Raw genomic sequence first — 24,489 nt, forward strand, 5'->3', positions numbered from 1 at the left:
GGCCTACATCGGTATGCCGATTTTGTAGGCCTGATAAGCACAGCGCCATCAGGCTCGTTCACCCGTACGGAGGTCCATCATTTCCCCCGCCCAGTTCTCCGGATACAACCCCGATTTAACATCACGATGAAACGTTGAAAAAGGCCATGACTTCACCTGCTGCACCCAACCGTGTTTCACAGGATTGATATAAATGTAATCCACATGCTGGCAATAATCGCGCTCATCACGAATGGTATGTTCCCAAAAGCGGGGTTGCCAGATATGCCTGGCGGATAGCGATCGGGTGAAATGCTTTTTAATTTCCCGCCAACGAGAGGAAAAATCAGCGTCGCTATCAGGTAACGTCCATATGCAATGCATATGCTCAGGTAAAACCACCCACGCATTGATTTGAAAAGGCATAACCTTCTTTACCGCCGAAATAGCGCAGCGAAGCTGGTTAATGTTGGATGTCAAAAGATGGCTTCTACGGTCCTGTAAATTCACCGTAAAAAACCATGTTCCACCGCTGATGTAATGGCGCCGATAGTTAGACATGTTTCCCCCTTTTCTCCAACGTAGAGAACAAAGGGAGCCTTGACAAGAAAGACAGCTGAACTCAGGAAAGCCGCTCGCAAATTACACGATAATAATTATTTGCAATCAGCTGTACGCCATTTTGCACAACCTTCGCCGGATGCGGCTTAACACCTTATCCGGCCTACATCACTATTGCCGGTCTTGTAGGCCTGATAAGCGTAGCGCATCAGGCACAACCTTCGCCGGATGCGGTTAACGCCTTATCCGGCCTACATCAGTATGCCGATCTTGTAGGCCTGATAAGCGTAGCGCATCAGGCACACCTTTCGCCGGGTGCGGCTAACGCCTTATCCGGCCTACATCGCTATTGCCGGTCTTGTAGGCCTGATAAGCGTAGCGCATCAGGCACTACCGTTTATTGATTCTCAATCAACAACGCTTCCAGCAAATCCAGGTCGTGCAGCAGTTTTTGCAGCGTTTCGTTGCTGATTTCGCGCGTGGCGCGCAGGTGATACAGTTCTGCTCGTTCCGAACGCAATGCCGCCAGGCGGAAACGTCGCTCGAGGTTCTCTTCCTGTAATGAGCTTTCCACATCGTTACGTCCATCGACGCGACGACGCAGGTTACCGATGACACGAGAGCTCACTTCGGTCAGCAGTTGATTATCAATATTCTCTTCGCTGTCCGCCGCCAGACGTTCTTCCATTTTCTGGATAGCAACAATCGCGACTTCCGCCGTCGCAGCACGGGCTATCCGTTCTTCTTTCAGTTGCTGTGAGTGATCTGCCACTTCCAGGTGTTGCAGCAGAATCGGTAGCATCACCACACCGACAAACAGCGAGAACAGGATCACGCCCGCGGCAAGGAATACTAACTCGTAGCGCGCCGGGAAGCCGCTACCATCCGGCAACAGCAGCGGGATGGAGAGCACACCGGCAAGCGTAATCGCCCCGCGAACACCCGCAAAGGAGGCGATCAGGATTTCACGCGTTGTCCAGGAACCAAACTCCATGGGCTTTTTCTTCAGGAAGCGCAGACTGAATTTTTTCATCGTCCACAGCCAGCCAAAACGCACCAGCATCAGCGCCACGTAAATCAGCACGATATCGGTAAACAGCATCCAGGTTTCAACGTTCGGATCGGCTTCTGCCGCCACCAGCGAAGACTCCAGAATCCCCGGTAATTGCAGCCCTAACAGCAGGAAGACCATGCCGTTAAAGACGAACTCCAGCATTGCCCAGGTGCTGTTAGCACGTAAACGCATCGCCAATGGCGCACGACGCATTACGCCTGAACGGGTTATCGTCATCCCGGCTGCGACCGCCGCGAGGATCCCGGAAACACCGATGTGTTCGGCAATCAGGTAAGAAGCAAACGGCAGCAGGAACAGCAGAACGATTTGCGTTGCTGGCTCATCACCACCCCAGCGGCTAAGAAAGCGCAGAGAGCGTCCATACAACCAGCTGACGACAAAACCCGCCAGGATGCCGCCAATCGCTACCTTGAAGAACTCAACCGTCGCTCCGCCGACGGTAAACACCATCGTCCCCATTGCCACGGCCACAGCAAATTTCAGCGATACCAGGCCAGACGCATCGTTCATCAACGCTTCGCCCTGCAGGATACCCATGATTTTCTTCGGTATACGCCCCTCGCCTACAATGCCAGAAAGGGCAACGGCATCGGTTGGCGACAGCACTGCGGCCAGCGCAAAAGCGGGGATCAGCGGAATCCCCGGGACCAGCCAATAAATCATAAAACCAATGCCGACCACCGTAACCAATACGAGCGCCAGTGCCAGACCGAAGATCTCTCGTCCATGCTCCAGAAACTCTCGCGTTGGCGTTTTCCAGCCATCGGCAAACAGCAACGGCGGGATGAACAGAACCAAAAACAGTTCAGGGTCAAATTCCACATGCAAACCAAACGTCGGCCACGCCAGCAACGCGCCAATGGCGATCTGCATAAGGGGTAAAGGGAGTTGGAAGGGTAATACGCGAGTAAATACCCCCGACAACGAGACCACAAGGGTCATGATGAGTATGGTAAAAAAGATTTCCATGCGTTCCCTGTTTGCGATGTTTCTTATGATTAGTGATGAGAGGCGTCGTGCCTCAATTCTATCTACTCGAGAGTAACGCAAAAGACAACGAGTGTGTTCTGAAAATAAAAACGGGCGGCAAAAGCCACCCGTTTTCAGGATCAAGAGCGTATCGGGATTAAATAGCCCAACCGCCCGCATAGAATGCAACCAGCGCCACGGCAATCACCACCGTTCCGATATTCAGTTTGCGCCATTCGCCGGAAACAATACGGCCAATAACCAGAGTGGCAAAACCGATCATAATACCGGTAACGATATTACAGGTCAGCACGATAAAGACGGCGGTAATCAGTCCCGCCATCGCATCGACGAAGTCGGTAAAGTCGATTTTCGCCACGTTGCTCAGCATCAGCAGACCAACATACATCAGGGCCGGCGCCGTTGCGTAAGCAGGAACAAGGTAAGAGAGCGGAGAAAGGAACAGGATCAGCAGGAACAGAACACCTACGGTGATCGCCGTCAGACCGGTTTTACCACCTGCCGCGGTACCCGCTGCAGATTCAATGTAAACCGCCGCCGGAGCTGCCCCTACCAGACCAGAGAACACGCTGCTCAGGGAGTCCGTCGTTAACGCTTTGCCACCATCGATAATCTGACCGTCTTTATCCAGCAGATTCGCCTGACCCGCAACCGCGCGGATGGTTCCGGTCGCATCAAAGACCGCAGTCATAACCAGCGCCAGCACGCTCGGCAGGACGACAGGGTTCAGCGCTCCCATAATGTCCAGGCTGCCAATCAGAGAGTTACCTTCAGCATCACTCAAAGAAGGCATGGCGAAAATACCGGAAAAATGCACCGCGGGATCGAAAATCAGACCAACAACGGAAATACCAATAATGGTCAACAGTATGCCACCCGGTACTTTCAGTTTTTCGAGGCCAATAATCACCGCCAGACCAATCAGCGACATAATGACCGGGAAGGTGTCGAAGTCACCCAGCGCAACCGGCAGGCCGTCCAGCGGGTTCTTAATGACCAGACCAACACCGTTTGCCGCAATCAGCAGCAGGAACAGGCCGATACCAATACCTGTACCATGCGCAACGCCCTGTGGCAGATTGCGCAGGATCCAGCTACGGATACCTGTCGCGGAAATGATGGTAAACAGAACACCCATCAGGAATACCGCGCCCAGCGCAACAGGCACGCTAATATGCTGCCCCAGCACCAGGCTGAACGCGGTAAACGCCGTCAACGAAATGGCACAACCAATCGCCAGCGGCAGGTTTGCCCACAGCCCCATCACAATAGAGCCGACACCGGCGACCAGGCAGGTTGCCACAAATACAGCGGCAGGCGGAAAACCGGCTTTACCCAGCATTCCTGGAACCACGATAACAGAGTAGACCATTGCCAGAAACGTCGTTAATCCGGCAACGACTTCCTGTCGAACAGTACTGCCACGGTGCGAAATTTTAAACCAGGCGTCGAGTGAACCGCCGGTACGCGCTGAAGGCGTAGACATAGAAAACATCCCCTGAGAGTTTATTTTTCGTCATTATGCGTGCTGGACAATCCACTGCCTGCTTAACGTTTTCTCCCTGTGCCAGGTTTGCGTCAGTAGGGGTGTCGCAAAAAAGCAAACGTTTAGCTCCGCGCATAAAAAACGGGTGGTAAAAAAAAGCAAACGATTATCTAGCGATCATGTGCCGGTTTTCAACTGAACTTTGCCGCTTTTTACTCATTTCTTCTTATAACGCACAAGAAATAGCCAGTCGATGCGCAAACGTTATCGTCAATGCGCAATCTGACAACAAATTTCGCGCAGTTATTACAACCTCGACAGTTACCTTTCACGTTCACTCGCGCAAAAAAATGGATGAAGATGCGGAAAATTTTTCGGCTAAAAAATCACCAATTGACTGGTAAATAGACGGGGGTGGCATACACTTACCTTATCAACACAAGCCGGAACCTCCCCTAATGTGCTCGACTGAGGGGTGTTGATGTCGGGGGAAACCCTCCCGTGAACCAGCGGGATAGAGTGAAAGACAAAGACCGGAACCAAACTAAAGCGCCCTCTGTGGCGCTTTAGTTTTATACCCGTCACATATTTCAAACCCATCAATCATCTTCCAGCAGGCGCGCCCCGGTTCCCTGCTCGCCAAGCTGGTCGCCTGGGTTACGCAACGGGCAATCGCTGCGCGATAAACAACCGCAACCAATACAACCATCCAGCTCATCGCGTAATGCCACCAGAGTATGAATACGTCGGTCCAGTTCTTCACGCCATTGCGACGAGAGCTGCTTCCACTCTTTGGCACTGAGCGAATGCCCTTCAGGTAATACCCCTAACGCATCACCAATCGTTGCCAGTGGGATCCCGATGCGTTGAGCAATCTTGATAATCGCAACATAACGCAACACATCACGTTTGTATCGACGCTGATTGCCACTGTTGCGCATACTGCTGATTAACCCTTTGCTTTCATAGAAGTGCAAAGTTGATACCGCTACACCGCTACGTTTTGCAACTTCACCAGGCGTGAGCAGCGCTTTTATCCGGGGTAATTTCTTTTCCATAAATCGCTTTACCTCAAGTTAACTTGAGGAATTATACTCGCCCACAGACAAAACGACGAATCGAATACTGAGAAAGAGGCAGCCCTATGTCCCATCAGCAGATAATTCAGACCCTTATTGAATGGATTGATGAACATATCGATCAACCGCTGAACATTGAGGCGGTGGCGAAAAAATCAGGTTACTCGAAGTGGTATTTACAGAGGATGTTCCGCACGGTGATGCGTCAGACGTTGGGTGACTATATCCGCCAGCGCCGACTTTTGTTAGCCGCCGTGGAACTACGGACGACCGAACGACCTATTTTCGATATCGCAATGGATCTCGGCTATGTGTCGCAACAAACGTTCTCACGGGTGTTCCGTCGCGAGTTTGATCGCACTCCCAGCGACTACCGTCATCGCCTGTAAGATTATTGCCCGCTCTGCGTCAGTATGGCGGGCGAGCGCTGTAGCCAGTGCATAAACTCCTGCGGCGGTAACGCTTTCGCAAAGTACCACCCCTGACAATACTGAACGCCACGTTCAAGCAGCCATTCAATTTGATCTGCCGTTTCCACCCCTTCAGCAATTGTCTTCAGATGTAAGCTTTGCGCCATCTCGATGATATGTTCGGCAATCAGGTGGCTGGTACTGTTGGTCGCCAGCGTACTAATAAAAGATTTATCAATCTTCAGGATATCCACGTTCAGTGCCGCCAGGTTGTGCAGATTGGAATATCCCGTCCCAAAATCATCAAATGCCACTTCATAACCTGCCTGACGGAATGCCTGGATTACCGGGGTCATTTTCTGCACATCAATAAATCCACGTTCCGTCACTTCGACTTTGATTTGCTGAGCAGCCACTGAGTAATCACGCGCTTTCTCAGCGATCAGGGCAATCAGTCGGGATGAATGGAAATCAGAAGCTGAGAGGTTAATTGAGATATAAATCTGGGGATGCGCAGAAAGAAAATACCCTAAATCATTGAACACTTCTTCGACCACGTAATCCGTGATCCTTTCAATCATGCCTTCTTTTTCAGCCAGCGGAATAAATTCCGTCGGGCTCATGACCTCACCTTTGCAACCTGGCCAACGCATCAGCGCCTCGGCCCCCACACATTGACCATTCTTGATATCGATGATCGGCTGGTAATGCAGGCGTAGCTGGCGCTTTTCCAGTGCACGTCTTAGCAAACGACGAGGGGAATGGTACTGCTGGCGCGTGCGCCACCACATCAACAGCATCAGAATGCTGCAGATCACTCCAAAGGGGACCGTTAGTGCGGCTTCGTGATAGAAATTTTGATGGACGCGATCGCTGGTAGTCGAAACAATAATCGCGATCGGGCGCTTCTCAGAACGAACGATGGTATAGAACCGATCGTCCAGTTGGAAGGTAGAGGCTTTACCGCGCACCAGTGGCAGAAATTGCTTAACATGCGCCTGATTGCTGGCGGAGAAGAAAGTATCCGTTATCGTGTCATAGACGCCCCACAATAGGCCAGGGTCATCTGACATGACTTCGCTGTAAGATAATGGGTTAATGACTACGACGTAGTTTCCTCTTTGCATATACGTCATGTTGTAGCCAGAGAAAAAAGGCGTATCGCGATAGTAATAGATCGAAACGTCCGGCGTACGTTTATAGTCAGCGGTTGGCATAATATAGGGAACTGACGGCGCCATCGACGTAGAGCACAAAAAATGATCAGCTTGTGCATAAATTAGCTCGCTGATATATAAACGCCCGCGAATAATATTCAGCATACTTTTCTGATGTGCAGGGGTACACATCTTGCCCTGATACAGTTGAGCCATATCACGCGCTAAATCGGCTTGCTGGATCACCAATTCCGTTTTATTTAACACCAGTTGAGCAAAAGAGCGGAGTTGAGTGCGGGTTTCGGACATCGCCCGGATATGAGCAAACCATAGCGCCAGCACCACGGGGAGCAATACCACCGTGAGCGTGCCGAGGAGCTTCAGCATCTTGCTTTGCGCACTGAGATTCATGTCAGCCCTATTTCCCTGTTTCGTATATGCCAGTACCCATCAAGGCAGGATGCTATAAACACCAGCTGGTTAAGTTGCATGAATCTATCAACATTATCAACAGACGTCTCTATGTAAAAGTCTGATAATAGTGGATGATGATATTATTTTCCCGTAAGGCAAACTTAAAGTTACGCTTATTTTGCAACATCATTATCAAGAAGGAGTAATGTTTTACACGCGTTATACTGACGGCACGTATAAAACACATTAACTTTTTTAACGATTAATTTCGGATAAAGAAAACAAGCAACATGAATGCATCTTACATAACGCATAATTTATTATTCGTTTATGAACCCAAATAACCACACAACTACAATGGATAATGACAGGCAAAAATAACGTCAGATACTGGTGAACAAACGAGCGGTTGTGATATAGTTCACAGAATTGATGTAACAGAAACATTGTTTCATTCGTGTTATTGCCCGTCGATAGCCAGAGTACCACACCCTCTGTGAACACCCCCGCGCTGTCCTGGGCATCAAGACTTTCTGAGGACGTTTTTCATGGCAACAATAACAACTGGCGTGGTTCTTCTGCGGTGGCAACTGCTCAGCGCAGTACTGATGTTTTTAGCCAGTACGCTCAATATTCGTTTTCGTAAATCAGATTATGTTGGACTGGCCGTTATCAGTAGCGGTTTAGGGCTTGTTTTTGCCTGCTGGTTTGCAACCGGATTACTCGGTATCACCCTAGTAGATGTATCCACTATCTGGAATAACATCGAATCCGTGATGCTCGACGTGATGAGCCATACTCCGCCAGACTGGCCGATGGTGTTGAACTGATAACAGAAAGGAATGGGGTTACCCCGACACTGGGGCAACCCTGATTAACGAAATAAAGCAGAGGGATTAGAACGGAATATCGTCGTCGAAATCCATCGGCGGTTCGTTAGACGGTGCTGCCGGAGCGGATTGCTGCGGGCGAGACTGTGCGCCACCGCTGAACTGGTTGCCGCCCTGTGGCTGCTGAGGCTGACCCCAACCACCCTGCTGCTGACCACCACCTGCCGGTGCGCCGCCGCCCTGACGACCACCCAGCATTTGCATGGTGCCGCCAACGTTAACAACGACTTCAGTGGTGTATTTTTCTACGCCGGATTGATCGGTCCATTTGCGAGTACGCAGTTGGCCTTCAATATAGACCTGAGAACCTTTACGCAGATATTCGCTGGCGACTTCCGCCAGTTTGCCGAACAGCACAACACGGTGCCACTCAGTCTGCTCTTTCATTTCGCCGGTCGCTTTATCACGCCAGGATTCGGAAGTAGCCAGCGTAATGTTGGCAACTGCGCCACCATTCGGCATATAGCGTACTTCCGGGTCCTGGCCCAGATTACCGACGAGAATCACCTTGTTTACGCCTCTGCTGGCCATGATCGTGTCTCCTGAAAAACGTTACTGAATAAGTGTAAGCGCGGGATTGTAGCATTTCCAATAGCGCTTTTACTACGTTGCGAAGTTGATTCCAGTAAACAACCTCAGCCAGACATTGTTGCACAGACGCCTGTGTTTTGCATTCCAATACTGTATATCCATTCAGGTTGGGTTGTGTCATAATTAACCGTTTGTGATCGCCGGTAGCACCATGCAGCCAGGCAAAAAAGCGTTTAATCCGGGAAAGATGAATGGATAAGATCGAAGTTCGGGGCGCCCGCACCCATAATCTCAAAAACATCAACCTCGTCATCCCGCGCGACAAGCTGATTGTCGTCACCGGGCTTTCGGGCTCAGGCAAATCTTCGCTCGCTTTCGACACCTTGTATGCCGAAGGGCAGCGTCGTTACGTTGAATCCCTTTCCGCGTACGCACGTCAGTTTCTGTCGCTGATGGAAAAACCGGACGTCGACCACATTGAGGGGCTCTCTCCCGCCATCTCAATCGAGCAGAAATCGACGTCGCATAACCCGCGATCCACGGTTGGGACAATTACCGAAATTCACGATTATCTGCGCCTGCTGTATGCCCGCGTTGGCGAGCCACGCTGCCCGGATCACGACGTGCCGCTGGCGGCGCAAACGGTCAGCCAGATGGTAGACAACGTCCTGTCGCAGCCAGAAGGCAAGCGCCTGATGCTGCTGGCACCGGTAATTAAAGAACGCAAAGGTGAGCACACCAAAACGCTGGAAAACCTGGCAGGCCAGGGCTATATCCGCGCACGTATTGATGGTGAAGTGTGCGACCTTTCCGATCCGCCTACGCTTGAGCTGCAAAAGAAACACACTATCGAAGTGGTGATTGACCGCTTCAAGGTACGAGACGATCTCACTCAACGTCTGGCCGAATCGTTTGAGACTGCGCTGGAGCTTTCCGGTGGTACGGCAGTGGTCGCTGATATGGATGACCCGAAAGCAGAAGAGCTGCTCTTCTCCGCCAACTTCGCCTGCCCTATTTGTGGCTATAGCATGCGCGAACTGGAGCCACGGTTGTTCTCGTTCAACAACCCGGCAGGCGCGTGTCCGACCTGCGATGGTCTTGGCGTACAACAGTACTTCGACCCGGACCGTGTGATCCAGAACCCGGAACTGTCGCTGGCAGGCGGGGCGATTCGTGGCTGGGATCGCCGTAATTTCTATTACTTCCAGATGCTTAAGTCTCTGGCTGAGCACTATCAATTCGATGTAGAAGCCCCGTGGGCCAGCCTGAATCCTACGGTCCACAAAGTGGTGCTATACGGTTCCGGCAAAGAGAATATCGAATTCAAATACATGAACGATCGTGGCGATACGTCCGTACGTCGCCACCCGTTTGAAGGTGTATTGCACAATATGGAACGTCGCTATAAAGAGACGGAATCCAGTGCAGTCCGCGAAGAGTTAGCCAAGTTTATCAGTAACAGACCTTGCGCCAGCTGTGACGGAACCCGTTTACGCCGGGAAGCCCGTCACGTGTTTGTCGAGAATACGCCATTGCCTGCGATTTCCGACATGAGCATCGGCCATGCAATGGATTTCTTCAACAACCTGAAACTTGCAGGTCAACGGGCGAAGATTGCTGAGAAAATCCTCAAAGAGATCGGCGACCGCCTTAAGTTCCTGGTCAACGTAGGCCTGAACTATCTGACACTGTCCCGTTCAGCAGAAACACTCTCCGGTGGCGAAGCACAACGTATTCGTCTGGCAAGCCAGATTGGCGCAGGTCTGGTCGGTGTGATGTACGTGCTGGATGAACCGTCAATCGGTCTGCATCAGCGTGATAACGAACGCCTGCTCGGGACACTTATCCATCTGCGCAATTTGGGTAACACCGTGATTGTGGTTGAACACGATGAGGATGCCATTCGCGCCGCCGACCACGTTATCGACATTGGCCCAGGTGCAGGCGTTCACGGTGGTCAGGTTGTGGCCGAAGGGACGCTGGAAGACATCATGGCCGTACCGGAATCGTTAACCGGCCAGTACATGAGCGGTAAGCGTAAGATTGAAGTGCCAAAACAACGTGTTGCGGCTGATCCGGAAAAAGTGCTGAAGCTGACTGGCGCACGCGGCAACAACCTGAAAGATGTCACCCTGACGCTGCCGGTGGGTCTGTTCACCTGTATTACCGGCGTGTCCGGTTCCGGGAAGTCGACGCTGATTAACGACACATTATTCCCGATTGCCCAAACTCAGCTTAACGGCGCCACGCTGGCAGAGCCCGCGCCATACCGGGATATTCAGGGTCTGGAACATTTCGACAAAGTGATCGACATTGACCAAAGCCCGATTGGTCGTACACCGCGTTCCAACCCGGCAACCTACACCGGCGTGTTTACGCCAGTGCGCGAACTGTTTGCCGGCGTACCGGAATCCCGTGCGCGTGGTTACACGCCAGGTCGTTTCAGCTTTAACGTTCGTGGTGGACGCTGCGAGGCCTGCCAGGGCGATGGCGTGATCAAAGTCGAAATGCACTTCCTGCCAGATATTTACGTGCCGTGCGACCAGTGTAAAGGTAAGCGTTATAACCGTGAAACGCTGGAGATTAAGTACAAGGGCAAGACCATCCACGAAGTGCTGGATATGACGATTGAAGAAGCTCGCGAGTTCTTCGATGCTGTTCCTGCGCTGGCGCGTAAGTTGCAAACGTTGATGGATGTTGGCTTGACGTACATTCGACTGGGCCAGTCCGCGACCACGCTTTCTGGCGGTGAAGCCCAGCGTGTGAAGCTGGCGCGTGAGCTGTCAAAACGCGGTACCGGGCAGACGCTGTATATTCTTGATGAGCCAACAACCGGGCTACATTTTGCCGATATTCAGCAACTGCTTGACGTGTTGCATCAGCTCCGGGATCAGGGCAACACCATTGTGGTGATTGAGCACAATCTGGACGTGATTAAAACAGCCGATTGGATTGTCGACCTCGGTCCGGAAGGGGGTAGCGGCGGCGGCGAAATTCTGGTCTCTGGTACGCCAGAAACAGTTGCTGAGTGTGAAGCCTCACACACGGCCCGCTTCCTCAAACCGCTGCTGTAATAGCGCTGAAATTATCAGGCCTGCAGTATAGCCGTAAATATTGTAGGCCGGATAAGGCGCTTGCACCACACCCGGCAATGGCTGTGCCTGATGGCGCTGTGCTTATCAGGCCTACGAAACGGACCGAAAATACATAAATAGCCGTAGGCCGGATAAGGCGCTTGCGCCGCACCCGGCAACGGTTGCGCCTGATGGCGCTGTGCTTATCAGGCCTACGAAACGGACCGAAAATACATAAATAGCCGTAGGCCGGATAAGGCGCTTGCGCCGCACCCGGCAACAGTTGCGCCTGATGGCGCTGTGCTTATCAGGCCTACGAAACGGACCGAAAATACATAAATAGCCGTAGGCCGGATAAGGCGCTTGCGCCGCATCCGGCAACGGTTGCGCCTGATGGCGCTGTGCTTATCAGGCCTACGAAACCGGCCGAAAATACATAAATAGCTGTAGGCCGGATAAGGGGCTTGCGCCGCATCCGGCAACGGTTGCGCCTGATGGCGCTGTGCTTATCAGGCCTACGAAACGGGTCGAAAATACATAAATAGCTGTAGGCCGGATAAGGCGCTTGCGCCGCATCCGGCGAAACAGATCAGGGCTGCGCCAGTATCCGGCGTTTATCTTCCGGTAGCGTGTTCACCGCCTGCTGATAAGAGGCATCGACCAGATAATAAATTTGTGAATCCGGCAACGAGCCGTCCAGATACACCGTACTCCAGTGTGCTTTGTTCAGATGCCGGCTTGGCCGGACATCACTATGCTGCTGGCGTAACAACTCCGCCAGTTCTGGGCTGGTTTTCAGAGAGACTGCCGGGCGTTCTTCCACCTCTTTTACCATGGCAAAGAGCACATCTTCGACTTTGATTTGTGTGGCTTTCCAGTCACTGTGCACGCTCTGCTCCGCGCCTGTTTTCGCCATGCAGTATTGCAGCAACTCCGAATTCGTCATTTTTATTCCCCTTACCAGCAAGTCGCCTAATGAGAACATCATTTATTCAGTGTGCAGCAAGTCCGCAAAAGGTAAAAGCCGGTAACGTAAATTTGTTTAAAAAATCATCACCCCGCATTCGGTGACCTCAGTACTCTGAATTTACGATCACCTCTTCGCCAAACCCTCCTGCCTGTGGCAGCGGCTTATAGGTAGAGTTAGAGGCGCGCAGAATACGAATCCCGCGGATACCGACATCGCGAGCGGCGGTGATGTCATTATCGGAGTCGCCGTAGAACATGCGGATATTTTTTTCCTGCAACCACTGCGTTTTGGTGTTCTGCCCTGGCTTGTCACCGGCAAAAATAACCGGATTCATATTTGCAGACGGGATGTGGAAGTTATCAGATAGCGTTTTAGAGACCGTTTCGGTCTTCGTCGGGCTGCGTCCAGTCACGAAAAAGATGCTGTCCCCACGACGCACGTGCATATCAATCAACTGCCGCGCTACTTCTTTCGGAATGCTGAATTCATCCCAACCGTTGTTCATTTTCTCCCAAAAGGCTGGGTTTTTCAGGTAATCCTCGCTGTCCGGGGAGTACGTTTTTTTACCGCGCCAGAAGCCCGGGCTGGAAAAGAGAACCGTATCATCGATATCAAAGCCAACGGCCATCGGCGGGCGGCCCGTCAAACTATTTTCAATTTGTGCAACAGAGACCCAGTGAATGGGGGCCTGCTCAGCAAGTTTTGCAACGTTAGTACCTGGATTGAGCTGAGAAGGAGAAGAAACTAAAGCCTGGGCTGGCTGATTCAACGTGAACAATAAACAAACGGCACTCAGTGCCAAAGTAATCTTGCGCATATTTTTCCCTAAGTAGTCAGTTAGTTATGATTTTTTATTTAACAACTGGTCAAAAAACTATCTGACCTTACCCCCTGGGGGAAGGGAAAGGAAGGATTTTCTCTGGTTTTGTTACAGAAAAAGAGGACGATCACACAGGGAAACGTGCCTGATGGCGCTGCGCTTATCAGGCCTACAAATGAAAAATCCATATGCCTTTGTAGGCCTGATAAGGCATTTACGCCGCCATCCGGCACCTAATTACATTACTGCGGCAAATGCCTTCGCAACCCGCTTCACGTTGCCGTGATTCAAGCCCGCAACGCACATGCGTCCACTGGCAATCAGGTAAACACCAAACTCATCACGCAGGCGGTCAACCTGAGCCGCACTCAGCCCGGTATAGCTGAACATACCACGCTGTTGCAGCAGGTAGTCGAAATTACGGCCCGGAATCTCAGCGTTCAGCACGTTGACCAGTTCCTGACGCATCGCCAGAATGCGGGTTCGCATTACCTCAACTTCCGCCAGCCAGCTGGCTTTCAGCTCTTCATCACCCAGTACCGCGGCAACAACCTGTGCGCCAAAGTTTGGCGGGCTGGAGTAGTTACGACGAACCGTCGCTTTTAGCTGCCCCAGAACACGACTAGCGGCATCTGCGTCTTCACACACCACAGAAAGCCCGCCAACACGTTCGCCATACAACGAGAAAATCTTCGAGAATGAGTTGCTGACCAGAGTCGGTAAACCAGCACTCGCAATCGCGCGGATGGCGTAGGCATCATCTTCCATTCCGCCACCAAAGCCCTGGTAGGCAATGTCGAGGAACGGGATCAGGTCGCGCGCTTTCAGGATCTCAATAACCGCATCCCACTGTGCAGGTGTTAAATCCGCACCCGTCGGGTTATGGCAGCACGGATGGAGCAGCACAATGCTACGCGCTGGCAAGGTGCTCAATGTTGCCAGCAGGTCGTTGAAACGAACGCCATTAGTCACGTCGTCATACCATGGGTAAGTACTTACTTCGAATCCCGCACCTTCAAAAATCGCGATATGGTTTTCCCACGTCGGGTCGCTGACCCATACGCCAGAATCAGGGAAGTAACGCTTCAGGAAGTCCGCTCCCACTTTTAACGCACCAGACCCCCCCAGCGTCTGAATCGTTGCCACACGCTGTTGCTGGAGTACCGGATGCTGCGCCCCGAACAGTAGCGGCGCAATGGTATGGCGATACGTGTTCAGACCTTCCATCGGCAAATACAGCGAAGCGCCATGCGGCTTCGCATTGAGGCGGGCTTCCGCTTCTGCAACGGCTTTAAGTTGAGGAATAATCCCATCTTCGTTGTAATACAGACCAATGCTGAGGTTCACTTTGTCGCTACGTGAATCCTCTTTAAAGCGCTCCATGAGCGATAAAATCGGGTCGCCAGCGTAGGCGTCAACTTTTTGAAACACGTGTGGTTCTCCAGGTTTACAGGCAGTGGGATAAGAACACAATAAACCGGAAGCGGGAGAAGATCGAGAGGATGTTGCAGTTGGTGAGAATATTGCCGGATGGCGGCGGTAGCGCCTGATCCGGCATATCAGGTAATTAATCGATATATTTCATCGCAACCCTTGATGTCAGGCGCGTGATAAGTTCGTAAGCACTTACTTTCGTCATCTCTGCGATGCGTTCCACAGGCAGGCCATCGCCCCACAGGATCACGGGATCGCCCGCTTTGTCCTGCGCCTCGGGGCCTAAATCAACGCAGATCATATCCATCGCAACACGACCGACAATCGGCACTTCACGGCCGTTAACCAGCACTGGCGTACCCGACGGCGCAGCTCGCGGATAACCATCGCCATACCCCATCGCCACCACTCCGAGACGTGTGTCGCGTTCGCTCTGCCATGTGCCACCATAACCCACTGGCTCACCAGCTTTATGCTCGCGCACGGCAATCAGGCTTGATGTCAGTGACATCACTGGCTGGCAACCAAAATCTTCTCCGATGGAGTGATTTTCCAGCGGCGATACACCGTACAGAATCAGACCCGGACGCGCCCAATCGAAGTGAGACTGCGGCCACAGCAAAATACCGCCAGATGCAGCAATTGATCGCTGCCCCGGTTTACCTGCGCAAAAGCTATTGAAGATATCGAGCTGCTTTTCGGTCGCGCCACACTCAGGTTCGTCGGCACGGGCAAAGTGGCTAACGATATTGACCGGCTGGCGCACGTTTTCACATTGCGTCAAGCGCTGATAAAACGCCTCAGCCTGCTCCGGGCGTACGCCCAGGCGGTGCATACCCGTATCGAGCTTCATCCAGACAGTGACAGGTTCAGTCAGTTCGGCCGCTTCCAGAGCATCAAGCTGCTCCTGGTTATGTACGGCAGTATGCAGACGCTGCGCGGATATCGTCGGCAAATCGGAAGCATCAAAAAATCCCTCCAGCAGCAGGATGGGCTGCGTGATCCCTCCCGCGCGTAGCCGCAGGGCTTCTTCAAGACGAGCGACACCAAAAGCGTCCGCATCCGGGAGCGTTCGCGCGGTCTCTAACAGACCATGGCCGTAAGCGTTCGCTTTCACGACCGCAACCAGTTTACTGGCAGGTGCCAGTTCACGCAGACGTTGCAGGTTGTGTCGCAGAGCGCGGCGGTTAATGACAACAGTTGCCGCTTGCATTTTAATTCCTTAATAAAAGAATCGCCTGAATCATTCGTGTTGCAGAAAGGCGACAAGCCTGAGAATCCCCGGGAGCTTAGTAAACTAAGTGACCGGGGTGAACAGGCGTAGCCAACGCATCTGCAGCATGAAGGATGACGGAGATTTATTCGTCGTCGTATTGTGGGCCCGCATAATTATCGAATCGCGACCACTGTCCGTTAAACGTCAGACGTACCGTACCGATTGGGCCGTTACGTTGCTTACCAATAATGATTTCTGCGATCCCTTTCAGGTCGCTGTTTTCGTGATAAACCTCATCACGATAGATAAACATGATTAAGTCGGCATCCTGCTCAATAGAGCCTGATTCACGCAAATCTGAGTTGACCGGGCGCTTGTCAGCACGTTGTTCCAGAGAACGGTTAAGCTGTGACAGCGCCACCACCGGCACATGCAGTTCTTTCGCTAACGCTTTCAGCGAGCGGGAAATTTCGGCAATTTCCAGCGTACGGTTATCGGAAAGCGACGGTACACGCATCAGCTGCAGGTAGTCGATCATGATAAGTCCGATACCGCCGTGTTCACGGGCGATACGGCGTGCGCGCGATCGCACTTCCGTTGGCGTCAGACCGGAGGAATCATCAATATAGATGTTTCGTTTCTCCAGCAAAATACCCATTGTTCCGGAAATCCGCGCCCAGTCTTCATCATCCAGTTGACCGGTACGGATTTTGGTCTGGTCCACGCGCGAAAGCGAGGCCAGAGAACGCATCATGATCTGTTCTGAGGGCATCTCGAGACTGAAGATAAGAACCGGCTTATCCTGCAACATCGCCGCATTTTCGACGAGGTTCATCGCAAATGTCGTTTTACCCATCGACGGACGTGCCGCGACAATAATCAAGTCCGACGGCTGTAGACCCGCGGTCTTTTTGTTGAGGTCGTCATAGCCGGTATTCACCCCGGTGACACCGTCGTGCGGCTGCTGGAACAACTGTTCAATACGCGCGACGGTGGCGTCGAGCACATCGGTAATATTTTTCGGGCCTTCGTCTTTATTGGCGCGGCTTTCGGCAATTTTAAAGACGCGGGATTCCGCGAGATCCAGCAGGTCTTCACTGGAGCGCCCTTGCGGATCGAAACCCGCTTCCGCAATCTCATGGGCCACCGAAATCATGTCACGAACAACGGCGCGTTCGCGGACGATATCAGCATAGGCGCTAATATTCGCCGCACTTGGCGTGTTTTTAGATAACTCAGCCAGGTATGCAAAACCGCCGACGCTGTCCAGTTGTCCCTGAACTTCCAGCGACTCTGCCAGCGTAATCAGGTCGATAGGTTTTCCCATCTCCTGCAGGCGATGCATTTCGGTGAAAATATGCCGATGTGGGCGGGTGTAAAAGTCCTCCGCAACCACGCGCTCGGCGACATCGTCCCAGCGTTCGTTATCCAGCATTAAACCGCCCAACACCGACTGTTCCGCTTCAATCGAGTGCGGCGGTACTTTCAGCCCGGCGACCTGGAGATCGCGCTCACGAGCATCAGTCTGTTGTTTGTTGAAGGGTTTATTTCCTGCCATAGTGAATGGAGTTACCGAGATAATGATTGGGTCGAAAGATTACCACATTTCTGGAGGAAGCATGGCAACACGTATTGAATTTCACAAGCACGGCGGCCCTGATGTACTGAAGGCTGTGGAGTTTACGCCCGTTGACCCGGCGGAACATGAAATCCAGGTCGAGAACAAAGCGATTGGCATCAACTACATCGACACCTACATCCGCAGTGGACTTTATCCGCCTCCCTCGTTACCCAGTGGTCTGGGCACAGAAGCCGCAGGCGTGGTCAGTAAAGTTGGCAGCAAAGTGACGCACATTAAAGTTGGCGACCGTGTGGTGTATGCCCAGTCAACACTTGGCGCGTACAGCTCAGTGCACAACGTGCCAGCCGATAAAGCCGCCATTCTGCCTAATGCCATCTCTTTTGAGCAGGCAGCGGCCTCATTTCTGAAAGGGTTGACCGTTTTTTATCTGTTACGTAAAACCTACGAAATCCAGCCCGATGAGCCCTTCTTGTTCCATGCTGCAGCGGGCGGCGTTGGGCTGATTGCCTGCCAGTGGGCAAAAGCGCTGGGAGCGAAGCTGATTGGTACTGTCGGCAATGCGCAGAAGGCGCAAATAGCGCAGCAGGCCGGTGCATGGCAAGTGATTAACTACCGTGAAGAAAGTATCGTCGAACGGGTTAAGGAAATCACCGGTGGTAAAAAAGTACGGGTGGTATACGACTCGGTGGGGAAAGATACCTGGGAAGCCTCACTGGATTGCCTGCAACGCCGGGGATTGATGGTCAGCTTTGGCAACGCCTCCGGGCCGGTAACCGGCGTTAACTTAGGTATTCTGAATCAGAAAGGCTCGCTGTATGTCACGCGCCCTTCTCTGCAGGGTTACATCACCAACCGCCACGAATTAACGGAAGCCAGCAATGAGCTTTTCTCGTTGATTGCCAGTGGGGTGATTAAAGTGGATGTTGCGCCTGGTCAGACATTCGCGCTGCACGACGCACGGCGTGCCCATGAAGTGCTGGAAAGCCGGGTCACGCAGGGTTCGAGTTTGCTGATCCCGTGAGACTTCCCTCTTAAATAATTCAAGCAGCCAACACACCTGCGGTTTGAATTATGACGGGGAAAGAAAGAATTAGGGCTTCCCGCAGGAAGCCCTTTCTTTTTTTAGTTCGGCTGTATGTAGGGTACAGCTCGATGAATTCGTTAACCACGTAATAGTGACAGATTTGATAATCAATTCCTATTTGGTTCTAAAGGCAATGTTGCAGGTTGTGACGCACCGCTCAATACCTTAGTAAAAGCGGCGGTTATTGCGCTGATACTGTGGGACTTTTGGCGCTTTAATCGCCTTAATCACCCACACCACGGCGACGGCCAGCAGCAGCCAGGGAAGCAGTTTAATCATCAACGCAAACATCCCACCGAGGAACATGACTGCCGTCGCCACCATCAGCGCGGCGAGGATGCCCAACAGTGATATGCCAGTGACCATCAGCATGATAAAAAAGCCAATCACAAAAAGTAGTTCCAGCATGACGCTCTCCCGAAATGAAGTTCTCTCCATTGCATTACAAGAAACATGCCAAAATTAATGCATTGATTTATAACGAAAATGCCCCGCGATAAAACGCAGGGCGTGGTGAAATTGACTAACTTTTGGTGAGAACTTAACGCTTATCTGCGACCAGTTTCAGCGCATGCTCCAGAACGTTAATATCAGCCCCGGCTTTATGCGCATTTTCACTCAGATAACGACGCCACTGACGTGCGCCTGGAATGCCCTGGAACAACCCGAGCATATGGCGGGTCACATGCCCCAGATACGTCCCCTGACTCAGCTCCCGCTCAATATAGGGATACATGGCGCGCACCACGGCGACAGGGTCAGCATCTGGAGTAGTCGCAGCAAAAATTTCACGGTCGACCGATGCCAGAATCCCCGGGTTTTGATAGGCTTCCCGACCCACCATTACGCCGTCCATATATTGCAGATGCGTCTTTGCTTCTTCCAGTGATTTAATTCCACCGTTAATCGACATCGTCAGGTGCGGGAAATCACGCTTCAACTGATAAACACGGTCATAATCCAGCGGCGGGATCTCACGGTTTTCTTTCGGGCTTAACCCGGACAGCCAGGCCTTGCGGGCGTGGATGATAAACATCTCACACTCACCTTTACCGGAAACCGTATTGATGAAGTCACACAGGAATTCGTAGCTGTCCTGGTCATCAATGCCAATACGCGTTTTCACCGTCACCGGAATCGACACCACATCGCGCATCGCCTTCACACAATCAGCGACCAGTTGCGCATTCCCCATCAGGCAAGCGCCAAACATCCCGTTTTGTACGCGATCGGAAGGGCAGCCGACGTTGAGGTTAATCTCGTCATAGCCTCGTGCTTCAGCCAGCTTTGCGCACTGGGCCAGCGCGGCCGGATCGCTCCCACCTAGCTGAAGTGCAACCGGATGTTCTTCTTCGCTATACGCCAGGTAATCGCCTTTGCCATGAATAATTGCCCCGGTGGTCACCATCTCCGTATAGAGCAACGTCTGGCGGGACAGCAGGCGCAAAAAGTAACGGCAGTGTCTGTCCGTCCAGTCGAGCATCGGCGCGATAGAAAAACGATGAGCGGGAAAAGCGGTAGACTGAGATTCAGGCAGCATGGCGAATATTCAAGCATCCGGTTAAAAAAGGGGCGCTACTATAGCATAGACCGTTGCGATAGTGAGCCACATCGTCGTGGATAGCGCCCTTCGTTCGCGTAGATCGTCATTTCCGCCCAGGTTTTCCGTCGTGTGGACCAAAAAACTGTGGAGGATGGTCAACCCAGCGATCCTCACGTGTGACCGCATAGACCGGATTGAGCGGATAGTAGATACGGTTATGCTTCTTGTTCGCCTCACCGACGACCAGCAGCCGCACCTCGTCACTGGTGTTGTTGATAAAAGTGTGGCACACGCCGGTTCCTGCCGGAAAACCGACGCTATCGCCGGGTTCCAGCTTCCATAAGTAACCATTTATCCAGGCTTCCGGGTAGCCTTCCAGCACGTAGATAAACTCTTCTTCATCGCTTTCAGCGTGTGGATAAGAAGTACGACGCCCCGGCGGTAGACGTTCGTGATGAATGCCTAATCGCCCTAACCCCAACCTGCGGGCCAACGGCGCACCAATAGAAAATAGCTCATCGCTGCCTGGATAGGTGGAGTCATCAGGCCCCTCAACTTCACGCCAGTGGCGAATACAATCGGGTCTTTTCATGTTAATTTTCCAGTGTTGCGATGCGTCAGGTATAGCACACAGCGGTGGATCTCGGCGTTTTAAGCAGAACATGATAAAGTAAGGGATTAACCTTCCACACAAATCGAGGCGCCAAATGGACAAAACCACCACGCAGGAGTTATTGGCTCAAGCTGAAAAACTCTGTGTGCAACGTAACGTGCGACTAACGCCACAACGCCTCGAAGTGCTGCGCCTGATGAGCCTGCAGGAAGGGGCGATCAGCGCCTATGATCTGCTTGATCTGCTGCGGGAAACCGAGCCGCAGGCCAAACCCCCTACCGTGTATCGTGCGCTTGATTTTCTGCTTGAACAAGGTTTTGTGCACAAAGTGGAGTCCACCAACAGCTATGTGCTCTGTCATCTGTTCGATCAGCCAACCCATAGCTCGGCAATGTTTATTTGTGACCGCTGTGGCGTGGTAAAAGAAGAGTGTGCGGAAGGCGTGGAAGATATTATGCATACGCTGGCAGCTAAAATGGGATTTGCTCTGCGCCATAACGTGATTGAAGCCCACGGCCTGTGTCCGGCATGTGTGGAAGTGGAATCATGCCGCCATCCTGGCGATTGCCAGCATGACCATACCATTCAGGTGAAGAAGAAAGTCGGGCGGTAAATAAAAGAGCGTACATCCTTGTACTCTCAGGAGGGAGGGGTTAATTACCAGCGGTAATCGTTGCGTTTTTCCCAATCTTTAACTTCTTTCTCCGCCTGATCTTTCGCGTACCCGTATCGTTCCTGGACTTTACCTACCAGCTGGTCGCGTTTACCTTCAATGACCGTCATATCATCATCGGTCAGTTTGCCCCATTGCTCTTTCACTTTACCTTTGAACTGTTTCCAGTTACCGCTGACTTCGTCTTTATTCATCATCAAGTCCTCATCGTTAGGTTGTGAATAGCGAGAGTGCTGCGCCCGGATACATGCTGTTTTTGCTGGGCGTGATAATAAGTGTAGTCAGGGATTCTGGGTTTTATTTACTATTCAGAATTTTTAACCATAAGCATCAGGCAAACCAGGTGCCATTACGCCAGTGACGTCGCCAGATGAAGGCCAGTGAAAGCCCGCGCAGCGCGAGAAAAACGGTTAACGCCAGCCACAAGCCGTGGTTTCCAAGCCACGGTAAAGCCAGTAGCGTTAACGCGAAACCCGCGGCCGCAACGGCCATGCTGTTACGCATTTCCGCGGCTCGTGTTGCGCCAATGAACATCCCGTCCAGCAGATAACACCAGACGCCCACCAGCGGTAAAATCACCTGCCAGATGAGATAGCGATCGGCCAGCAGTTGGATCTGCGGCAATGAGGTCAATAGCGTAATGATCTGCTCGCCGAACAGGGCATAGACCAGGGAAAACAGGATCGCCACGATACCCGACTGCCGGCAAGCCGCCCGCCAGACATCCAGCAACTGGCTACCATCGCGTGCCCCATAGGCCTGGCCAGAGTGCGCTTCTACAGCATAGGCAAATCCGTCCAGCGCGTAGGCGGTGAACGTCAGCAGGGTCATCAGAACGGCATTAACCGCAATGATATCGCCCCCCAGACGCGCGCCCAGCACCGTGATAGCGCCAAAACAGAGTTGCAGCAGCAACGAGCGCAGCATGATGTCGCGGTTAAGCGCCAGTAAACGGCGGAAGTTGCCGCGCCACGCAAGCTTCAACATCGCCAGCGAAATTCCGCGTATATGCAGGACTTTACGTACCATCATCAGGCCGATCAGCAAAGTGGCATATTCGGCAATCACCGTCGCCAGCGCCGCGCCCTGCACGTTCATATGCAGGCCCATCACCAGCCACAAATCGAGCGCGATGTTAAGCACATTGCCAACAATCAGCAGGATAACCGGCGCGCGTGCATACTGGACGCCAAGCAGCCAGCCAAGCAGCACCAGATTTGCCAGCGAGGCGGGCGCGCTGAGCCAGCGGATTTCCAGGAACCTTCGGGCCTGCTCCAGCACCGCTTCACTACCTCCCACGATATGTAACGCCAGGCTGATAATCGGTGTACGAAACAGTGCGATAAGCAATCCGGCGCCCAACGCCAGCATCAGCGGCTGAACCAGCGCGCGTGCCAGTGCCTGCGGATTTTTCGCGCCGAACGCCTGGGCTGTCAGACCGGTGGTACTCATGCGTAAAAACAGCAGCAGCATAAAGAGAAAACTGGTCGCTGTTGCGCCAACGGCAACGCCGCCAAGATAAACCGGGCTATCCAGATGACCAATCACCGCCGTGTCCACCAGCCCCAGCAGTGGAACAGTGATGTTGGAGAAAATCATCGGTAAGGCAAGGTGCCAAAGTGCTTTATCAGAGGAGGTAAAGAAAGGCATGGAAGGTAGCCTGAAAAGGAATTAACGCGTTTTTGTAGGCCCGACAAGCGAAACGTCATCGGGCAACTTGCCGGAGAGCGACATAAACGCCCTTTCCGGCCTACAGGAAATCAGCAGATCATTACAGCCATTCACCGTTACGAATCACGCCGACAGCCAACCCTTCAATAGTGAAGCTTTGCTCACGTAGATCAACGATGATTGGCTTAAACTCGCTGTTTTCTGGCAGAAGTTCAACCTTGTTGCCCTGCTTTTTCAGGCGCTTAACCGTGACTTCATCATCAATACGGGCAACAACAACCTGGCCGTTACGTACGTCCTGCGTTTTATGCACAGCCAGTAAATCGCCATCCATAATCCCGATATCTTTCATCGACATACCGCTGACGCGCAGCAGAAAATCGGCGTTCGGTTTGAACAGTGATGGGTCAACCTGGTAATGGCCTTCTATGTGCTGCTGTGCCAGAAGTGGCTCACCGGCCGCGACACGACCAACAAGCGGTAAGCCTTCCTCTTCTTCCTGCAGCAGACGAATACCACGCGATGCGCCAGAAACGATTTCCAGCACACCTTTCCGCGCCAGCGCTTTCAGGTGTTCTTCAGCCGCGTTTGGGGAACGGAACCCCAAACGCTGCGCGATCTCCGCACGCGTCGGTGGCATACCTGTCTGGCTGATGTGATCTCTAATGAGATCAAACACCTCTTGCTGCCTGGCCGTTAACGCTTTCATTCCGCCCCCTGGGTGTATATACAGTTATGCTGTGAGTATATACAGCTAAAGGCGAATTTGGAACCGCAAACTGCACAAAAAACAGGAGATTTATGAAGTTGTGGAATCTTTATCGCAAATGCGACCACAACAGGATGCCCCAGGTGATCAGAGCGACGAAAATAGAAAGCAATACCGCAGCCGATCCCATATCTTTCGCCCGGCCAGAAAGCTCGTGATACTCAGAACCAACTCGGTCGACAACCGCCTCAATGGCGCTGTTCAGAATTTCAACGATCATCACCAGCATCACCGAACCAATCAGCAGTACGCGGGTAATTGCGTCAACGTCCAGCCAGCAGGCAATGGCTACCCCCAACAGTACGGCAACGCTTTCCTGACGGAATGCCGCCTCATTGATCCATGCGGCGCGGAAACCTTTCCAGGAATAGCCTGCTGCTTTGATAATCCGGGTGAATCCAGTGGTATTATTGGCCATCAAAAGAACCTTTTTACATTATTAGCGTTAGTATCATTGTATCGTTACCC

23 protein-coding genes and 1 pseudogene are annotated in these 24,489 nt (G+C 52.4%); 6 read left to right on the forward strand and 18 right to left on the reverse strand.

Annotated features, from left to right (window positions below; translation table 11 throughout):
* Positions 1–48: 48 nt before the first annotated feature.
* From NNN64_RS07340 to soxR, 4 genes are all read right to left on the reverse strand, one after another.
* A complete protein-coding gene (locus NNN64_RS07340; protein WP_271440968.1) occupies positions 49–540 on the reverse strand; it encodes an REP-associated tyrosine transposase in 492 nt (163 codons plus the stop codon).
* Between the two features lie 397 nt (positions 541–937).
* On the reverse strand, positions 938–2,584 hold the full coding sequence (locus NNN64_RS07345) for a Na+/H+ antiporter (RefSeq protein WP_040229801.1): 1,647 nt from the start codon (positions 2,582–2,584) through the stop codon (positions 938–940).
* 157 nt (positions 2,585–2,741) lie between these two features.
* On the reverse strand, positions 2,742–4,091 hold the full coding sequence (gene ghxP / locus NNN64_RS07350; protein WP_137381172.1) for a guanine/hypoxanthine transporter GhxP: 1,350 nt from the start codon (positions 4,089–4,091) through the stop codon (positions 2,742–2,744).
* Positions 4,092–4,690: 599 nt separating this feature from the next.
* Positions 4,691–5,149, reverse strand: coding sequence for a redox-sensitive transcriptional activator SoxR (soxR, locus tag NNN64_RS07355; RefSeq protein ID WP_003826630.1), 459 nt, complete (start codon positions 5,147–5,149; stop codon positions 4,691–4,693).
* An 86-nt stretch (positions 5,150–5,235) separates the two neighbouring features.
* Here soxR and soxS point away from each other — a divergent pair, with 86 nt between their 5' ends.
* Positions 5,236–5,559 (forward strand): superoxide response transcriptional regulator SoxS, encoded by a 324-nt coding sequence (gene soxS, locus NNN64_RS07360; RefSeq protein ID WP_005132611.1) that lies wholly within the window; start codon positions 5,236–5,238, stop codon positions 5,557–5,559.
* A 2-nt stretch (positions 5,560–5,561) separates the two neighbouring features.
* On the opposite strand, the gene NNN64_RS07365 is transcribed toward soxS, so the two are convergent.
* Positions 5,562–7,148, reverse strand: a complete 1,587-nt coding sequence (locus NNN64_RS07365) for an EAL domain-containing protein (RefSeq protein WP_271440969.1) — start codon at positions 7,146–7,148, stop codon at positions 5,562–5,564.
* A gap of 551 nt (positions 7,149–7,699) precedes the next feature.
* Between NNN64_RS07365 and NNN64_RS07370 the strand changes: the two genes are divergently transcribed.
* Positions 7,700–7,981, forward strand: a complete 282-nt coding sequence (locus tag NNN64_RS07370; RefSeq protein WP_048213921.1) for a YjcB family protein — start codon at positions 7,700–7,702, stop codon at positions 7,979–7,981.
* A gap of 66 nt (positions 7,982–8,047) precedes the next feature.
* On the opposite strand, the gene ssb1 is transcribed toward NNN64_RS07370, so the two are convergent.
* Positions 8,048–8,572, reverse strand: coding sequence for a single-stranded DNA-binding protein SSB1 (gene ssb1, locus NNN64_RS07375; protein WP_003826621.1), 525 nt, complete (start codon positions 8,570–8,572; stop codon positions 8,048–8,050).
* 251 nt (positions 8,573–8,823) lie between these two features.
* Here ssb1 and uvrA point away from each other — a divergent pair, with 251 nt between their 5' ends.
* Positions 8,824–11,646: an excinuclease ABC subunit UvrA gene (gene uvrA, locus NNN64_RS07380; protein WP_271440970.1), complete on the forward strand. Its 2,823-nt coding sequence runs from the start codon at positions 8,824–8,826 to the stop codon at positions 11,644–11,646.
* Positions 11,647–12,235: 589 nt separating this feature from the next.
* Here the strand turns inward: uvrA and NNN64_RS07385 are convergent.
* Positions 12,236–12,592, reverse strand: a complete 357-nt coding sequence (locus tag NNN64_RS07385) for an MmcQ/YjbR family DNA-binding protein (protein ID WP_006688292.1) — start codon at positions 12,590–12,592, stop codon at positions 12,236–12,238.
* Between the two features lie 127 nt (positions 12,593–12,719).
* Positions 12,720–13,433, reverse strand: coding sequence for an acid phosphatase AphA (gene aphA, locus NNN64_RS07390; protein WP_137381176.1), 714 nt, complete (start codon positions 13,431–13,433; stop codon positions 12,720–12,722).
* 121 nt (positions 13,434–13,554) lie between these two features.
* Here aphA and NNN64_RS23320 point away from each other — a divergent pair.
* Positions 13,555–13,673 (forward strand): annotated as a pseudogene (locus tag NNN64_RS23320) (hypothetical protein); the annotation flags it as partial.
* Here NNN64_RS23320 and tyrB read toward each other — a convergent pair.
* The 3 genes from tyrB to dnaB all read right to left on the reverse strand — a co-directional run bounded on the left by tyrB (position 13,674) and on the right by dnaB (position 17,644).
* Positions 13,674–14,867, reverse strand: coding sequence for an aromatic amino acid transaminase (tyrB, locus tag NNN64_RS07395; RefSeq protein ID WP_271440971.1), 1,194 nt, complete (start codon positions 14,865–14,867; stop codon positions 13,674–13,676).
* Positions 14,868–15,003: 136 nt separating this feature from the next.
* Positions 15,004–16,083 carry an alanine racemase gene (gene alr / locus NNN64_RS07400; protein ID WP_271440972.1) on the reverse strand — a complete coding sequence of 360 codons (1,080 nt, stop codon included), beginning with the start codon at positions 16,081–16,083 and terminating at the stop codon, positions 15,004–15,006.
* Between the two features lie 145 nt (positions 16,084–16,228).
* Positions 16,229–17,644 carry a replicative DNA helicase gene (gene dnaB, locus NNN64_RS07405; RefSeq protein WP_137381179.1) on the reverse strand — a complete coding sequence of 472 codons (1,416 nt, stop codon included), beginning with the start codon at positions 17,642–17,644 and terminating at the stop codon, positions 16,229–16,231.
* 61 nt (positions 17,645–17,705) lie between these two features.
* Here dnaB and NNN64_RS07410 point away from each other — a divergent pair, with 61 nt between their 5' ends.
* Complete coding sequence (locus tag NNN64_RS07410) at positions 17,706–18,689, forward strand: quinone oxidoreductase (protein WP_271440973.1); 984 nt, start codon at positions 17,706–17,708, stop codon at positions 18,687–18,689.
* 228 nt (positions 18,690–18,917) lie between these two features.
* Here the strand turns inward: NNN64_RS07410 and pspG are convergent, their stop codons facing one another.
* The 3 genes from pspG to NNN64_RS07425 form a co-directional block, all read right to left on the reverse strand.
* Positions 18,918–19,160: an envelope stress response protein PspG gene (pspG, locus tag NNN64_RS07415; protein WP_048213926.1), complete on the reverse strand. Its 243-nt coding sequence runs from the start codon at positions 19,158–19,160 to the stop codon at positions 18,918–18,920.
* Positions 19,161–19,293: 133 nt separating this feature from the next.
* On the reverse strand, positions 19,294–20,292 hold the full coding sequence (gene dusA / locus NNN64_RS07420; RefSeq protein WP_137381181.1) for a tRNA dihydrouridine(20/20a) synthase DusA: 999 nt from the start codon (positions 20,290–20,292) through the stop codon (positions 19,294–19,296).
* A gap of 106 nt (positions 20,293–20,398) precedes the next feature.
* Complete coding sequence (locus NNN64_RS07425; RefSeq protein WP_048213928.1) at positions 20,399–20,887, reverse strand: cupin domain-containing protein; 489 nt, start codon at positions 20,885–20,887, stop codon at positions 20,399–20,401.
* A 115-nt stretch (positions 20,888–21,002) separates the two neighbouring features.
* On the opposite strand from NNN64_RS07425, the gene zur reads away from it, so the two are divergent.
* On the forward strand, positions 21,003–21,521 hold the full coding sequence (zur, locus tag NNN64_RS07430; protein WP_137381183.1) for a zinc uptake transcriptional repressor Zur: 519 nt from the start codon (positions 21,003–21,005) through the stop codon (positions 21,519–21,521).
* Between the two features lie 44 nt (positions 21,522–21,565).
* Here zur and NNN64_RS07435 read toward each other — a convergent pair whose 3' ends face one another.
* The 4 genes from NNN64_RS07435 to NNN64_RS07450 all read right to left on the reverse strand — a co-directional run bounded on the left by NNN64_RS07435 (position 21,566) and on the right by NNN64_RS07450 (position 24,439).
* Positions 21,566–21,775, reverse strand: a complete 210-nt coding sequence (locus NNN64_RS07435; RefSeq protein ID WP_005132658.1) for a CsbD family protein — start codon at positions 21,773–21,775, stop codon at positions 21,566–21,568.
* A 136-nt stretch (positions 21,776–21,911) separates the two neighbouring features.
* A complete protein-coding gene (gene dinF / locus NNN64_RS07440) occupies positions 21,912–23,231 on the reverse strand; it encodes an MATE family efflux transporter DinF (protein ID WP_271440974.1) in 1,320 nt (439 codons plus the stop codon).
* A 121-nt stretch (positions 23,232–23,352) separates the two neighbouring features.
* Positions 23,353–23,961: a transcriptional repressor LexA gene (gene lexA, locus NNN64_RS07445; RefSeq protein ID WP_103777801.1), complete on the reverse strand. Its 609-nt coding sequence runs from the start codon at positions 23,959–23,961 to the stop codon at positions 23,353–23,355.
* Positions 23,962–24,070: 109 nt separating this feature from the next.
* Positions 24,071–24,439, reverse strand: coding sequence for a diacylglycerol kinase (locus NNN64_RS07450; protein WP_003031701.1), 369 nt, complete (start codon positions 24,437–24,439; stop codon positions 24,071–24,073).
* Positions 24,440–24,489 lie beyond the last annotated feature (50 nt).

The organism is Citrobacter sp. Igbk 14, from assembly GCF_028069825.1.
GTDB lineage: Bacteria > Pseudomonadota > Gammaproteobacteria > Enterobacterales > Enterobacteriaceae > Citrobacter.